Annotated in this window: 12 protein-coding genes and 1 pseudogene; 4 read left to right on the top strand and 9 right to left on the bottom strand. The window is 46.6% G+C overall.

Annotated features, from left to right (window positions below):
- Positions 1–11 precede the first annotated feature (11 nt).
- From RGU72_RS20340 to RGU72_RS20325, 4 genes and pseudogenes are all read left to right on the top strand, one after another.
- Positions 12–365, top strand: coding sequence for a hypothetical protein (locus tag RGU72_RS20340; protein ID WP_322121480.1), 354 nt, complete (start codon positions 12–14; stop codon positions 363–365).
- An 11-nt stretch (positions 366–376) separates the two neighbouring features.
- Positions 377–949, top strand: a pseudogene (locus RGU72_RS20335) (rhomboid family intramembrane serine protease).
- An 86-nt stretch (positions 950–1,035) separates the two neighbouring features.
- On the top strand, positions 1,036–1,299 hold the full coding sequence (locus RGU72_RS20330) for a hypothetical protein (protein ID WP_322121479.1): 264 nt from the start codon (positions 1,036–1,038) through the stop codon (positions 1,297–1,299).
- A 62-nt stretch (positions 1,300–1,361) separates the two neighbouring features.
- Complete coding sequence (locus RGU72_RS20325) at positions 1,362–1,802, top strand: hypothetical protein (RefSeq protein ID WP_322121478.1); 441 nt, start codon at positions 1,362–1,364, stop codon at positions 1,800–1,802.
- A gap of 139 nt (positions 1,803–1,941) precedes the next feature.
- Here RGU72_RS20325 and RGU72_RS20320 read toward each other — a convergent pair whose 3' ends face one another.
- The 9 genes from RGU72_RS20320 to RGU72_RS20280 form a co-directional block, all read right to left on the bottom strand.
- The gene (locus RGU72_RS20320) at positions 1,942–2,130 is read right to left on the bottom strand and encodes a hypothetical protein (protein ID WP_322121477.1); all 189 of its coding nucleotides are present in this window, start codon (positions 2,128–2,130) and stop codon (positions 1,942–1,944) included.
- Between the two features lie 98 nt (positions 2,131–2,228).
- Positions 2,229–2,420, bottom strand: a complete 192-nt coding sequence (locus RGU72_RS20315) for a helix-turn-helix transcriptional regulator (RefSeq protein WP_322121476.1) — start codon at positions 2,418–2,420, stop codon at positions 2,229–2,231.
- On the bottom strand, positions 2,417–2,830 hold the full coding sequence (locus RGU72_RS20310) for a hypothetical protein (RefSeq protein WP_322121475.1): 414 nt from the start codon (positions 2,828–2,830) through the stop codon (positions 2,417–2,419). Before RGU72_RS20310 ends, RGU72_RS20315 begins: the two co-directional genes overlap by 4 nt.
- Before the next feature lie 499 nt (positions 2,831–3,329).
- Entirely contained in the window at positions 3,330–5,348 is a 2,019-nt protein-coding gene (locus RGU72_RS20305; RefSeq protein ID WP_322121474.1) for a methyl-accepting chemotaxis protein, read from the bottom strand.
- 130 nt (positions 5,349–5,478) lie between these two features.
- Positions 5,479–5,913, bottom strand: coding sequence for a response regulator (locus RGU72_RS20300; protein WP_322121473.1), 435 nt, complete (start codon positions 5,911–5,913; stop codon positions 5,479–5,481).
- A gap of 665 nt (positions 5,914–6,578) precedes the next feature.
- The gene (locus RGU72_RS20295) at positions 6,579–8,027 is read right to left on the bottom strand and encodes a DUF4139 domain-containing protein (RefSeq protein WP_322121472.1); all 1,449 of its coding nucleotides are present in this window, start codon (positions 8,025–8,027) and stop codon (positions 6,579–6,581) included.
- Between the two features lie 327 nt (positions 8,028–8,354).
- Positions 8,355–9,626, bottom strand: coding sequence for an amidohydrolase family protein (locus RGU72_RS20290; protein WP_322121471.1), 1,272 nt, complete (start codon positions 9,624–9,626; stop codon positions 8,355–8,357).
- Between the two features lie 586 nt (positions 9,627–10,212).
- Entirely contained in the window at positions 10,213–13,026 is a 2,814-nt protein-coding gene (locus RGU72_RS20285; RefSeq protein ID WP_322121470.1) for a M16 family metallopeptidase, read from the bottom strand.
- Between the two features lie 849 nt (positions 13,027–13,875).
- Positions 13,876–15,138, bottom strand: a complete 1,263-nt coding sequence (locus RGU72_RS20280) for a Zn-dependent hydrolase (protein ID WP_322121469.1) — start codon at positions 15,136–15,138, stop codon at positions 13,876–13,878.
- Positions 15,139–15,175 lie beyond the last annotated feature (37 nt).

Here is a 15,175-nt window from a genome sequence, read left to right as displayed (position 1 = left end):
CAATCCCCAAAATGACAACTGATACAGACATCCATTTAAGTGGTTCGTTCAAAGCCACGGACTCCAGCGGCACCAATCACGAGATCAAAGCAATTCGTATTTTTGATGAAGGCTACGGCATCATCGATGTCTACATCGACTTTGCTGCACCGATAGAAAACGGTCTCTATAACGATAAAGCGCTGCTCAGCCAGATCATGGCTAAGTTGCGTGAGCTAGGTTATGTCGGCCCTGATTTTGGTCATGGCGATTTGGGTCTGCAAGAAAGAACTGTGATCGCACTGGAAGCGCCGGAAGAATTCTGTGCATTTGCCGCGCGTCATGGCTGGAAAAATCTGGCAGATGAATTTAACGACGAGGAGTAACAAACAATTTTATGTATGCATTAAGAAAATATCTCAACGTATCCAATACGTTGATCGCGATAAGTCTGCTGGTTGCTTTGCTGTCGCGACTGGGTGCATCTCGTGCGGTGTTGTCTCCGCTATGGATCGCCGCCCCGGGCAGTGATGGTATTAATAGTATCTTGCAGGGTGAAGTCTGGCGCCTGATCACTCCGATCTTTATTCATTTTGGCTGGATGCATCTGCTATTTAATATGTTAGCAATGTGGGATCTGGGAAGATTGATCGAGTCTCGACGGAGTAGCGGGTTTTATCTGCTCTTTCTTGTGGTGCTGGGAATCGGGTCGAATCTCGTGCAGTTCTTGCTGACTCAATCACCGTTCTTTGGCGGGATGTCGGGCGTGTTGTATGGCTTATTTGGGTACATCTGAATGCAAGGTCGGACTAACCCACGCTTTGGGATTATTTTGACGCAACAAACGATCGTGATGATGTTGGGCTGGTTTGCCCTTTGCTGGATTGGATTACTTGGTCCGATTGCGAACTGGGCACACACTGGCGGATTAGTTATTGGCGTTGTCTGGGGTTTTTTAGATAAACGATAGCAGTGAGATAGTGCTTCAATGATGCGTCATATCCCACGATGTGCCGCTTGAGTTAATTTCTGATCGTCGATTTAACACGTACTCTCATGATGAAAACCATTCCGTCTTCGATGGCCTTGCTCGCGGCAATCCTACTAACATCGGTCTGCCAGGCAGCGGACAAAGAACCCGGCGTCCTACTCAAATCTGGCGAGTGGGGTCAAGCGATGGGCAGTTATGGTGTACCAAAACCATTTGAGCATCTGGCTCCTGCCAAATGGCCTAAAGACCGGTGGTATAGCCTAGTCATTAAAGAAAATGACTTATTGGTTGAATCGCAATCTCCGCATGATAAAAATCAGAATGGCTAAAAAAAATTATTAGTCAGATTCCAGAAGAAAATGCGCCAGAGGCGAGCTCATCGCTAAATCTGGTGGAGCAAGAAACTGATGATATCTTGCACCTGCGTGTACCGGATTCGCCGATCAAAGAAGGCAAACATCCTTTATACGTATTTAAAAACGGCGGTCATACTCTTAACCCGGAGCTTGACTATCAATATCGTTTAAAACTCGACGATGTCGCTTTTGGCATGCGGGTTCAAAATGGACTAAAGGGAAAAAACGGCGCGCCGTATGGCGAAGGCGCGACATACTTTATTGAATACGACGGCAAGCAGTTTGAATATGCGCTTGGCTATTATGGCTGGGCATCACGCATCATTGGGATCACCGATATGGATGGCGACGGATTCCCCGATTTCATCATTGAAATTGACGGATCTAATAGCTCCGTGAAGATTATTTTACTGTCCTCAACGGCAAAGCCGGGAAAAAGTGCTCCCACGGCGAGCTTGCATTCCTGGGGCTGTTAAGTTTTAAATCCCGTTCACAACAATCCGTACAGATGCCACTGTACGGACCGTCCAAAAGCGATCCTAGATTGATAAATCGGCTCTACCACAGTCTGAGTAGTGTCCAAAAGAGGCGTCAATACAGACGCCCCTTTTTCATTCATGTCGAGAAACTATTCAAATGAATACTAAGGTGGTGAAAGCCCGTCGCCATCATCGGCGTCGCCTTGTTTATAGAGGCACTTGGTACCTCAGCAGCTTTACTATTACTGGACGAGATGGCCGTCACGATTGCGACGATGATCGCTATATAAGATGCTTTATTTCTGCAAAATGATGGCAAGTTCATGGTAATTCTCCTATCAAAAATAAGTTGTTACTTATGTGTGGCGCGGACTACCTATTTAAATCAATCGAATTTGTCTCTGCTTGAAGTCCTTCGTAAACTTAGTCAACGAAGAAAATTTTTTCAATCGGCTGTCCAAATAATTTACTGATCGTAAAAGCCAGTGGCAAGCTGGGATCGTAGCGTCCGGTTTCGATGGCGTTCACTGTCTGTCTCGATACGTCCAATAAATCAGCTAGTGCAGCCTGACTCAAGTCTCTCTGCGTGCGTAATTCTTTGACGATGTTTTTCATTTTTCACGCTCCAGAATTTTGCGGATTCCAATAATCAGACACCAGCTCCCCATAAAAATGCCGTAGGTAACAAATCCGCTCAACTTTGGAAAACCAATACCCTCCAGGAACCCGTAACTGAAGCTAAAGAACGCTGTGATTGCACCGGAGATCGCCACCACTTCAAGCAACCAGACGCGAACATAATCATCCATCCGCTTGAAATTACGTACAATCGCCCAGAGTGCCCCAAACGCAGGAATCACTGGCGTCATGACAATCAAAGTGCGGAGCAGACTGTCCGCCATCGGTTTTGCATAAGTGATTGAAACGAGTAAAACAATCACGTACAGCACGAAAGACAGACTTAATTCCTTGCGGTATTTCTTTGCGATTTCCTTGTCTCGTTTTGAATATGTTGCTTCGTTCATATTGATCTCCCCGATTAATGTAAAGCCTACTTGACACAGATATCGTTAAAAAAAGCAGGGTGAATGTTCACCTTGCTGACCTTATTTCTTACTGCGATGTTGCTCTAAACTGTAATTCCGTTTTTACTACTTTTGTTACCGATTCATACCTGCTTACATCTTTGATTATCCAGTCAAGGAAACTTGACATACACCGGTAAAAAATAAGCAGCGATTGGTCATATTTGCCGCTGCTTAACTTTTTTACATCTCTTTTTGATGTAAAGCATGTTTTACATATTAGATCTCAAAAAAGCAGATGTCAAGCTTGCTTTACAAAATATTTTGTCGATGTGTGTTTTTAGAAAAATCAAAGTCAAATGGTCTCACTGCGTCTGCCCAGTACTGTCCCGAGCTGCACTTGAGCCTATTTGCATACCTCGAATGAACCCCAAGAAAAAAGCCAGGCACGCATTCGTTGCCTGGCTTTTCATTCTTTATGCATCATTTTCAATGTGGCTTAAGCAACCTTAAAATTAGCAATCTCATGTTGCAATGTCTCCGCCTGTTGAGTCAATGCGCCAGATGCGGCTGTCGTTTGCTCTACCAGCGCTGCATTTTGTTGCGTATCCTCGTCTAAGGCATGCACCGCTGCCGCTACCTGCGTCACGCCCAGAGCTTGCTCACGGGAGGCAGAAGAAATATCGCTGAGATAGACATTAATTTGTTTGGCATTGGTCACCATCGTGGTCATTGTGGTGCCCGCTTGCTCAACCACTTTGGTACCGCTGGCAATTTGATCCACGCTATTGGAGATCAATGTTTTGATCTCGGTCGCGGCGGCGGCGCTGCGCTGTGCCAGATTGCGAACCTCGCTGGCAACGACCGCAAAGCCACGTCCGGCCTCACCTGCTCTGGCGGCTTCTACCGCCGCGTTCAGCGCCAGAATATTCGTCTGAAAAGCGATGCCGTTGATGACGCCGATGATGTCATTGATCTTGGAAGACGAAGTGTAGATCTCTTGCATCGTCGTAACTACGGTTGCGATCACCTTACCACCAGCTTCTGCAACCTTGGCATTATCGGCGGCAAATTTGGCAGCAAGGCTGGCCAGTTCTGCTGTGTTATCAACGGTCGAACCGATCTCTTCCATGGCCGCTGATTGTTCCTCCAATGACGCGGCAGCAGATTCTGTTCTGGACGAGAGATCAAAACTTGCTGAGGCAATCTCGGCGCTGGTGGCATGCAATGAGCGGGCAGAATGCCGAACCGTGCGAATTAGTCCATGCAAAGAATCATAGGCATGACGCAGATCGCCGATCACTTGCGCCGGTTCATCTTTACCCCAAGGTTTGGCTGGCGCGCGACGTAAATCACCGTCAGCCATTTCTTGCAGATGCTTACTGATCAAGCGTAAGCCCCCACTGGTGACCAAATAAAACGTATAGAAGAAATAAAATGCGAGCAAGATACCGACGCATAAAATGGCAGAGACTATGTAAAGAGTCGACTTCATTCCTGATACGCGCGTCGCTAGCAAACCGTCCAGCTCATTCATCAGGCGTTGCACCAGCTCATACTGCCCATGAACGGTCTTATTGGCAGCATCAAGATACGTGGCTTGCACTTCAGGCGCATAGTCCTGGCTATCGATCACGCTTTTTCGCGCCAGTGCGAAGAATGCGGTAGTGGCATCCAAGGTCGGCGCAACATTCAATTTATCAGACAAAGTTTTATCCGCAACGAACGCCTTGGCAAGCCCAGTGCGCATATTATTCGATTGAAATTCTGCAATCGGAATCAGCTCACTCAAGGTCTTTTGCTGCGCGGGAGTAATGCTGCCTACTTTTAAGACTGCCAGACCCAGGCCTCGCAGTTTTGCAGAGGACTCAATAATATCGGGGACTCGGGCAAACGCCGCATCCATCACGTAGAAACTGGCAATGTCAGGATCGAGCGTCAGATTGGAGTTGTCTGTCACTAAGTTCAACAAAGCAATCAGCGAATCCACATGCGCCGTATGGGCTTTAAAAACAGCATCTGTCGCCGTCGCCGCATTGGCTTGTGCAAATGCGGTCTGTACGTCAGCATAGGCCTTGGCTGTATCCAGATCGCCACCCAACCGTTTTTCAACTTCCGCTAATTTGGTTTGTGCTGCTTGCAGTTTGTCTTTCACGTCGGCCATCGTGGTTGGCGCAGTGCCGGAGATGGCGGCATTGGTCGCGTCGCGACGTAGCTGCTGAGCAAGCTCTAAGACGGGAAATATCTCGCGGTTGTATTCCACGCCCAGACGTTCTTTGGCGGAAAACTGAATACTCTCCATGGTGCTGGAATAATAAACCCAGCCCAGTACGATCATTGGCACCAGAAACATCAAACAAATGAGTAGCGCTTTCGCTTTAAATCGCAGATTGCGCATCAGCACTACACCCAGTGTCCAGAATCCGTGTACATCAAATGCACTTCCGGAAACTGGTTCGCTGTCTGGTGCGGCGAGAAATTTCTGCATCTCGGGACTGGCTCTTACAACTTTCGTCATGGTTGACTCCGTTTATTAATGTAGTTCTGGGCGCTGTAACTTGAACCGCGACGATTAGAAAAAATTTCCTTAGAGCAAAATATTAAGCGGCATTACCAAAAAAGATTGCAAAACATAGTCAAAGATATGCTTAAATTTTTAGCATGACCCGCTGTAGTTCTGAGCACAACTGCTCTACATCTATAGGCTTGCTGACATAGCCATCCGCCCCTGCTTTCTGCAGGCGAATCTTGTCTCTAGGCTCTGCATGACTTGTCACCATAATAATTGCTTGCCTGGTGCCAAACTGTTGTTCTGCTGCACGGATCGCCGCGAGTGCCTGCAAGCCATCCATCACCGGCATCATGACATCCATGAGCACCAGATCAAACTGTCTCTTCGCCAGACAGCTCAGTGCTTTTTGTCCGTCATCAACCACGACGCCAGAGTGCCCCAAGCTATCGAGCACCATGATCGCCATGCGCTGCATAAAATAATCATCGTCCACCACAAGGACGCTAAGTGGGTCACCGGCACGATAAGGACGAGGTCGTATCATGGTTAAACGATCGCTATGAAACCGCATGAAAAATCAATCGCAATCCATGAAAAACTGGCTTAAATCTATTGGTTGTTGCCAGATCAGAATGAACGCAGTTGGTAGAATGCAATCAAAAAAATTCAGATGACAGCATCACCTTTCGGTCTTGGAAATAAACATGTTGGAAGAGGGTTGGACAATTCAGTGTTGATCTGTAGCTGGCTTTTGTCAACCACTCAATTGATGAATAACGGAGCAAAAAAAATGCTGCCGTCAAAGTCGCACGCGAACGTATCGAATTCATTCGTATTGATGCGAGCTAAATGAATTCGGATTTACGACAATCGCGCCAACTGCGTTGCAGCACATTGCCGTACTGAAGTAATGTCGTCGTTGTTACACGTTACCATGACAATTTTGTATAGGTTCTAGGAATGTAGAAAATCTTCCACGACGGGAAGAGAGATGTGGGATGAGTACGCGAACAGGAACGAGCAATCAAATCGCCCTAAATGTCGATACTCCCCCCTTAATTAAGTAAAATAGGGGCGATCGTCCAATTATTCTCTGGGCAAAAAAATATACTCACGTAGAGTATATTTTTTTGATCGGAACGGTCTTCGTCGCTGCAGCCCGAAATCATCATCGGGCTACAGCGTCAATCTTGCCTTTCAACGCAACCAATGCACGACGAACACGGATGTGACGGCTTAATAGCGAACCTGGGCACGATAGACCAACTTGGTGCTACCTTCTGCCGGCACACTGATTTTCCAGACTGCGGTATTGCTAGCATCTTTGGAGTGAGGATGACTCTCGCTCATGATTTTCCAATCGCCCGGCATCGGCTCTTGAACGGTAACAACGACTGCTTCTTTTTTGGCATTTTTCAATACAATTTCAAACGCACTCTCGAAGTTGGAATTGTATTTACCAGTTCCAGAAATTTTCTTGAAGTCAGTCTGCTTTTTATCCGCAGTGACGTCGAAGGAATCACCCAATTTAATGCGGACTTTTTCGTTTTTCGGCGTGTGATCAATATTGTCTTCGCCGATGAACTGGGTATTACCTGAGCTGTCTTTTTTGTAGACGCGAATCGTGCCTTTAGGAATTGGCATGCCGAGATGCGAACTCTCTTTATTATCAAACTCGACAAAAGCGGCGACTTTGATTTTTTGACCAATATCACCGTAACTGCTTTGGTAATAATAATCGCTGCCGCTCAGCAACAACTCTTTGCGCGCTGGCACGGCACTGCCGGATAACAGAGCGACTTGCTTGGTTTGATTTTCGGCAATGGTCGTCGGGTGGTCTAAGGTGTAGAGATGATATTCAAACAGAGATTCCTCTACCATCGCCTTCCTCATCAACGGCGCGGCAGCAACTGCATTGCCAGTAATTTGTACTCTAGGAGATTGATCTGGAACCTGATGCACATCGCCAGCGACCAGTTGCAATTTAGCGTTGCGATAGGAGGCACCGCTGGTATTGGTCAGTGTGACCCAGCCAGAAATGTCCAGCTTATCTTCCGCCGGATTGAGTTCAACCACATAGTCTGCTTTCCATGCCAGTCCACTCGTAAGATAACTTAACTCTACTGCTTGTTGCTGCGCACCTTTGTTATCCAATGCCATGACCAGAGTTGGCCGGTCGCGCAGATTAGACGGCACATCGTTATACACAATACGGCCCGGCACACCGGTTTCTATCCGGTCACCAATTTTGAGTACGACGCCATTTTTCGCGGAGAGAACCAAAGCGGACTCTGTCGTTTCGGCACCGGTCGCGGTATTGGTGCGGATCACAGTGACATTACGTCCGACATATTTCTCTAATAATTTTTGCGGCGTCAGCAAATCAAAATCAAAATTCTGCTCTTGCACCGACAAGCTGCCTGGCGAGGTAATGCTGCGCAGCAAAGCGGTTTCTGGCCGCATATTGGCACTGACATCACGGAAGGCGAGCGAAGAGACACCACTCTTGAGTTGAATTTTGCGCTGATCTTTAATTAAGGCCAGATTATTGTTATAAATCGTGACGGCAACTTCTTGCTGATCGTTAAGCGTGCTGCGCTGTTCTTCTGTCTGTGCGTTGGCGCTAAGGTTGGTGCTGCCAATTAGCGTCAACAGAAGCAGTGTCGCGGAGAGTGGTGGTCGCATAGGAGTCCTCTTTTTGATCAATAGGAAATACGGTAGTCACTGTATGCCAAGGGCAAATGTGATGCAATGAGTATGACTTGCGCAAGGCCGTGAAGTTCAAAGCTGAAATCTGCACGCTGTCACGCTGTCATTAACCGGGAAGATTTTCGTGTGCTAAAACAGGGCTTCACACAAAGATACAGAGACAGAGACAGGCACACACATAGATATACAGAATTAATATACTCCTCATAATTTATTTAAAAAATGTCCTATTAACCAAATAATACATGGACACTTAATATATACATACAGGGAGTATATATTTAGAAAAAAATAACAGGTGTCTTAAGACAACCTGAAATTAATCTGTGATGGCCGGCCGTCAAGTTGCAAACTGGCTTTGGCAGCAGGCATCTGGCTGATGACTTTGCCGCGTCGTATGACGGTTAATCTGGCGGCACGCAGGCGTATTGCTTCTATCGTATTGGCGGCGTCAAGTATCACGAGATCAGCATGACATCCGACTTGGATACCGTAGCCTTCTAAACCCAAGATGGTGGCTGGCGTCTCTGTGACGGCGCGGTAGCACGCGCGCATTGCCTCTTGCCCGGTCATCTGCGCTACATGCAATCCCATGTGTGCGACTTCTAACATGTCGCCAGAACCCAGGCTATACCACGGGTCCATCGCGCAATCCTGACCAAATGCGACATCAATCCCGGCAGCCAACATTTCTGGCACCCGCGTCATGCCACGTCTTTTTGGATACGCGTCGTGACGACCTTGCAGGGTGATATTAATGAGCGGATTAGCAATCGCTGCGACACCGGCCTCGCGTATCAACGGCAGCAACTTGCTGACATAGTAGTTATCCATGGAATGCATCGAGGTTAAGTGGGAGCCAGTCACTCTGCCTTGCATACCCAGCCGATGACTGTGATAGGCCAATGTTTCGATATGGCGCGACAAAGGATCGTCGGATTCATCACAATGCATGTCCACACGATATCCGTTGTCAGCAGCGTATTCGCACAGGATTTTGACGGACTCCGTACCATCGGCCATGGTGCGTTCAAAATGTGGAATACCACCGACCACATCAACGCCCATCGCCATCGCCCGCTTTAAATTAGTCAGCGCCGTCGCGCTGCGCAATATGCCATCTTGCGGGAAAGCGACCAATTGCAAATCGATATAAGCTGCGACCCGCTTTTTGACCTCCAGTAAAGCCTCAACTGCCAGCAAACGGTCATCGCAAATATCAACATGCGACCGTATCGCCAGCAAGCCACGCCCGACCGCCCAATCACAATACTGCATCGCTCTTTGCACTAACGCATCTTGCGTCAGCATCGGCTTCAGCTCGCCCCATAATGCAATCCCTTCTAGCAAAGTACCTGACTGATTGACTCGCGGCAGACCATAGCTAAGCGTTGCGTCCATATGGAAGTGCGCATCGACAAACGGTGGCGATACCAGATTGCCACCGGCATCTATTTCTTGCACCGCTCGTGCTGGCAACTTGTGATCTATCGCGACGATACGACCGGACTCAATCGCTATATCGATATTGGTACGACCATCAGGTAAATTGGCGTTACGAATAATCAGATCCATGAGCGTCCTTGCGGTTTGGAGTGGAGAGTTAGATAGAGATTATTATGCCCGATGCGCTTGATCATTGTGAGGAAACTATGGATTCAAATCAGGAATTTGAGAAGCAAGATAAATTGGCCGAGGCGTAGTTTTTGACGTTGGTTTTGAACTAGCTTTTGAAGTTGGAATTCCGCTGTGGCACTGCCGTTTTTATCCGTTAAAAATGGATAAGAAAGGTTCGTTGTCTGAGCAAAGCGAGTTTCGAACTTTTCCCATTTTTGACGGATAAAAACGGGAACCCCGAAGGGGCAGTGACTTCGCGGTCGCCTTTCTTTGCCTTCTTTCTTTGGCGAAGCAAAGAAAGAGGGTAGCCGCCGGTCTACCACCGGTCGGCAATCTCAAAATACCAAATGTCAGTCACAAAAATTACGACCTGATAATAGACGAATTGACTTGTATAAGCTCCGTGGATACCAGCCGGGAGTGACCCGGCAGCCACTTACTTTTCTTTGCTTCGCCAAAGACAAAAGTAACAGCAATCAATCTTTCACTAGAGTTCGGCAAAGGACAAAGACTAGCAATCTCTATGCGTGACATAGCAGACAAATTACTTCTCTGGATACATCACAAACTGTACATAATTATTCAAATTAAAATACCGGTTAGCAGCTTGTTTTATATCATCCAATGTCACTGCATTGACGCGCGCCTCATAACCTAACATCTCTGCCATATCAGTGCCATACAAGATAGAGTCTTGTAGATTACCAAGCCAATAAGTATTCGTACGCATCTGTATTTGTCGTTCTTTAAGCCAGTTCTGTTTTACTTTATTCAGATCCGCCAATAATGGTCCGTCCGTTTTTATTTGCTGTATTTCCGCAAACATAGCAGCGATCACTTTATCCACATTTTCTGGGCCGCATGGCAGAGTGACGCCGATACGATAATTTTGATCAGGGATACGATTGATAGAGCCACCCATGCCTCCACCGTAGATCAAGGTCAATTTCTCACGCAAAATATCCGTAATACGAAGATTCAGTACATCGAGCATGGCGTGAAAACGCATATTTTCTTCTTTAGAATAAGTAGCAGCGCCAGAGAAATTAAGGACGACTCTGCTGTTCTGCTCTGTACCAACTCGCACTTCTTTTTTTACTACGCCAGTAACAATATGCATCCCTAAATCTTTGTAAGTAGTGACAATCTCGGACGTGGGTAAATTTGCTAGATAAGCCGTAATCAGCGGTTTTATTTTATCGATCTCAAAACTACCTACAATGATAAAAGTCAGCCCTTTAGCGCTACTAAAACGGTCGTTAAAAATCGCCATGCTACGATCCAGATCAATCTGACTAAAATCTTCTGGCTTTGCGGAGCGAACTGAGCGCGGGTGATTGTTATACAGCGTCGTGATCAGCGCATCGTTGAATATAGATTCAGGACTTGCCATCGTATTTTTTGTCGCATCCTGTCCTTTTTTAATATACGACTTAAATAGCTCTTCGTCTTTGCGTGGGCTAGTCATTCGCAAAGATAGCAGTTGAAATAAAGTTTCAACATCCGCGCTGCCTGCAGAACCGCTAAAACCCTCAGTATAAAAACCACTACTGGTTTGTAAGTTAGCCGATTTTCCAGCTAAAATTTTTGGAATATCGGTAGATGAAAAAGTCTTTAGACCCATGCTTGAGACTATGCTACTGGCATAGCGGGCATTGAAATTATCTTTATTCTCATATAGGGATTGCCCACCAAAACGTGTGGTACTGATCAATACCTGATCATTTTTAAAATCAGTCGATTTGAGAACGACTTTGACACCGTTTGACAGCGTCAATTCGGTTAAATCCAGTTCCTTATTATATTTTTCAGAAATGATGCTGCCAGATTTTTGTGGGCGCTCCATTAAATTTGAAGCGACTTTTTTCTGCTCGTTAGCAACGACAGGCATTTTCTCAGCTGTGATCACCATTTGCAGCAATGCCGACTCTAAAGGTGCCGGCACATCTGTTTTGCTGGAACCCATATAGGCCACCAGTTTTTGGGTTGCTGCTGGTATGGATTTGCTGACGTACATATTTACCTCAGACAGGGTAATCCCTGGCATCAATTCTGTATTGTAGGCATATTCGTTAACGATTCCCGGGATAGTTTCTTGATCTAAAAAATTACGGATGTACTCTGCTGCATACATGCCGGAATTAGATTTATCGCGCTCGTTATAGCTATTTTCTAAATTACGAAGTTGCGTTTTTTTGGCACGATCTAACTCATCAGCGCTGAAACCAAATTGACGAGCGCGTTCATTTTCTTGTACTACTGCATTGATCGCTGGCTCAACTCCGCCACTTCCAAGAGCGGCAACAGAAGAGAATGATTCGTAACCATGGACTAATTGCCCCATCGAGCTGGACGCGCCTAAAAATGGCGGCGTTGCTTGCTGAGTCAATTCTTGCATACGTTGACCGAGCATTGATGCTGCTAATCTTTTGATCATGCTCTGGCGATAATCAGAAATTATCACGTTAGGCCTAGCAACGCGAACTGGATAACGTATTAGCACGATATTGCTAGTCGCCTCTTTATCAGTAATGACCAAGGCTTTGGATTCTGCCCGATCCGGAATCTTGGCGTAATCGCGCGGGCGTTCTTTGGCAGGATTTTTCAGTTGTGCGAAATGTGCTAGCACCATTTTCTCTGCCTGCTCTGGCTCTATATCACCGACCACAACTACCGCCATCAAATCAGGACGATACCAATCAGCATAAAATCGCTTGACCGCATCGTACTTAAAGTTTTTTATAATGTCTTCTTTGCCGATGGGCAAGCGATCTGCATATTTTGATCCGTTAAAAATCCCGGGCAACAATACCTTGTTCATGCGGTCGTTAGCGCCTTTCCCTAAGCGCGCTTCTTCCAGGATAATATCGCGCTCTTTATCTATATCAGCGTCATTCATCTGCACGCCTTGCGCCCAATCCTCTAAGACCTGGAATCCAGTCTCTAAGTTTTCTTTTTTATCGGTTGGAATTTGCAGGATATAGACGGTTTCATCAAAGCTGGTATAGGCATTCAGATCAGCGCCAAATTTCACGCCAATAGACTGCAAGTAGGAAATCAATTCATGCTTTTTAAAATGGCGTGAACCGTTAAATGCCATATGCTCGGTAAAATGGGCGAGCCCTTGTTGATCATCGTCTTCCAGAATCGAACCTGCTTTAACGACTAAACGTAATTCAACTCGTTTTTCAGGCTTAGCATTTTTTTGGATGTAGTAAGTCAGTCCATTAGGGAGTTTGCCTACTTTAACTTGTGGCCCTACCGGAATTGGATCAGTCAGATTAATCGTGGCATGTGCTGACCAGGAGAGAGTGAGAAAAAATACACTGGCGACTGTGCGTCCCATCAACTTGATCATTGTGGTTTACTCGTAATAAATAGGGATTGCAATAATACAATGATAGCGATGTAAACATGATTTATTTACATTTGATGGCATCTTTAAATATAAAGGAACAGCGCGTGATAAGGTAAGTTTTAGTTTTGGTTTTGACTTTAGAATTCCGCTTTGGCACTGCCGTTTGTGCGGGATAAAAAATGGAAAAAGAAGTATCTGTTGTTTGAGCCGCAGGCGAGTTTCGGACATTTCCCATTTTTCATCCTGCACAAACGGGATCCCCGAACGTGCGGTGACTTCGCGGTCGCCTTTCTTTGACCTCTTTCTTTGGCGAAGCAAAGAAAGAGGGGAGTCGCCGATCTACCACCGGCCTGCAACATCAAAATAACAAACGCTAATAATGAAAAAGTATCCGAATTGACTTGCCTAAACTCCGTGGATACTAGCCGGGAGTGACCCGGCAGCCACTTAGGTTTCTTTGCTTCGCCAAAGAAAATGTAAGGGAAAAAAAGCAACCGCAGACTTGCCCTTCGGGTGCTTACGCTACGCTTCAGCACAATTTGTGCATGACAAAAAATGGGAAAACTTCGAAACTGGCTAAGGAACATCCGCTTACAAGCGGATGCCGTTACGCAGGCGAGATGCATACATCTCGAAATCCCTGCTACACCTCAAATAAAGAAGCTTTCTTATCCATTTTTCTGTCATATACAAATTGCAGCGTCCAAAGAGGTTTAAGATCAAAGTCAACAACAAAGCAATATTAGGCTCAGATATTTCGATATGCGGATACCCTCGACCCAATCCTCTTCCGAATGCGGGAAAGAAAGTAAAAACTCGTACTAGTAATGTACTAGCCCTACCGAACTTTTAAGTCGACACATCGGCTACGATTTTTGCCCGCTCTAACATCGCCAGCAACAACACATTACAACCCGCCTCCAGATGCTCCGATTTAGCGTCCTCAATTTCGTTATGACTAATCCCATCCTTACAGGGTACAAAAATCATCCCAGACGGTGCCAGGCGAGCCGTGTAAATTGCATCATGTCCCGCACCGGATACCACGTCCATGGTGGAATAACCCAGCTTGGCGGTTGCGCTGCGCACCGCATCAACGCAATCCGGATGGAAAGGACAAGGCGGGTAGTAGGAGACGCGTTCGATACTGATTTTCAAACCACTGTCACTCGCCGTTTTATCGACAAACGCCAGAATTTCCTGATGCATGGTGTTGAGCAATTCATCGTTCACATTGCGTAAATCAATACTGAATTTGACCTCGCCTGGAATGACGTTACGACTGTTCGGGAATACTTGCACCATACCGACAGTGCCGCGTCCATATGGCGGATAGCGGTTACCAATATTGACTACCTCTTGCATAATTTTTGTTGCGATTTGCAGAGCATCCTTACGCAGATGCATGGGGGTTGGGCCCGCATGCGCTTCCATCCCTGTGACAACGCAGTCGTACCAGGATAAGCCCATGACAGCTGGTACAACGCCGATTACTTTGTCGGCATCCTCTAGTACAGGACCTTGTTCGATGTGGGTTTCGAAATAGGCGCCAATCGGATGATCACCGGGAGTTTGCGTACCGAGATAACCGATGCGCTCCAGCTCATCCCTCACCGTTTTTCCATCTACATCTTTTGCCGCAAACGCATGCTCGAGAGTAAATGCACCACAAAAAACACCTGAGCCCATCATCACGGGAACGAAGCGAGAACCTTCTTCGTTCGTCCAGAACGCAACTTCAATCGGTGCCTCGGTCTTGATATTATTGTCGTTGAGCGTGCGTACAACTTCTAGCGCTGCTAGCACGCCATAATTGCCATCAAACTTACCGCCGGTTGGCTGGGTATCGATATGACTGCCGGATACAATCGGTGGCAAGCTATTATTAGTGCCATCCCGGCGCATAAAGACATTGCCGATTTTGTCGATGGTGACCGACATACCAGCTTGCTTCGCCCAGCCTGTCACTAAATCGCGGCCTTGCTTATCAAGATCGGTCAATGCCAGACGTTTGACGCCACCTTTAGGGGTTGCGCCGATTTGCGCCAGTTCCATTAAGGATTTCCATAGACGGTCGCCGTTGATTCTTACGCTAGTGATATCTGCACCCATTGTTTTGTCCTTTTTTTAATCTATTGATGTACCTGCT

Origin of the sequence: Undibacterium sp. 5I1 (assembly GCF_034314085.1) — a bacterium.
In the GTDB taxonomy this organism is placed as follows: Bacteria; Pseudomonadota; Gammaproteobacteria; order Burkholderiales; family Burkholderiaceae_D; genus Undibacterium.
Note: the sequence above shows the minus strand (reverse complement) of the source record. Positions and strands in the feature narration are given on the sequence as shown.

What these genes read in the sequence shown, in the direction of transcription:
- RGU72_RS20340 (WP_322121480.1), top strand. Translation starts at nt 12, where the DNA reads ATGACAACTGATACAGACATCCATTTAAGTGGTTCGTTCAAAGCCACG.
- RGU72_RS20305 (WP_322121474.1), bottom strand. Translation starts at nt 5,348, where the DNA reads ATGACGAAAGTTGTAAGAGCCAGTCCCGAGATGCAGAAATTTCTCGCC.
- RGU72_RS20315 (WP_322121476.1), bottom strand. Translation starts at nt 2,420, where the DNA reads ATGAAAAACATCGTCAAAGAATTACGCACGCAGAGAGACTTGAGTCAG.
- RGU72_RS20330 (WP_322121479.1), top strand. Translation starts at nt 1,036, where the DNA reads ATGATGAAAACCATTCCGTCTTCGATGGCCTTGCTCGCGGCAATCCTA.
- RGU72_RS20300 (WP_322121473.1), bottom strand. Translation starts at nt 5,913, where the DNA reads ATGCGGTTTCATAGCGATCGTTTAACCATGATACGACCTCGTCCTTAT.
- RGU72_RS20280 (WP_322121469.1), bottom strand. Translation starts at nt 15,138, where the DNA reads ATGGGTGCAGATATCACTAGCGTAAGAATCAACGGCGACCGTCTATGG.
- RGU72_RS20285 (WP_322121470.1), bottom strand. Translation starts at nt 13,026, where the DNA reads ATGATCAAGTTGATGGGACGCACAGTCGCCAGTGTATTTTTTCTCACT.
- RGU72_RS20320 (WP_322121477.1), bottom strand. Translation starts at nt 2,130, where the DNA reads ATGAACTTGCCATCATTTTGCAGAAATAAAGCATCTTATATAGCGATC.
- RGU72_RS20295 (WP_322121472.1), bottom strand. Translation starts at nt 8,027, where the DNA reads ATGCGACCACCACTCTCCGCGACACTGCTTCTGTTGACGCTAATTGGC.
- RGU72_RS20290 (WP_322121471.1), bottom strand. Translation starts at nt 9,626, where the DNA reads ATGGATCTGATTATTCGTAACGCCAATTTACCTGATGGTCGTACCAAT.
- RGU72_RS20310 (WP_322121475.1), bottom strand. Translation starts at nt 2,830, where the DNA reads ATGAACGAAGCAACATATTCAAAACGAGACAAGGAAATCGCAAAGAAA.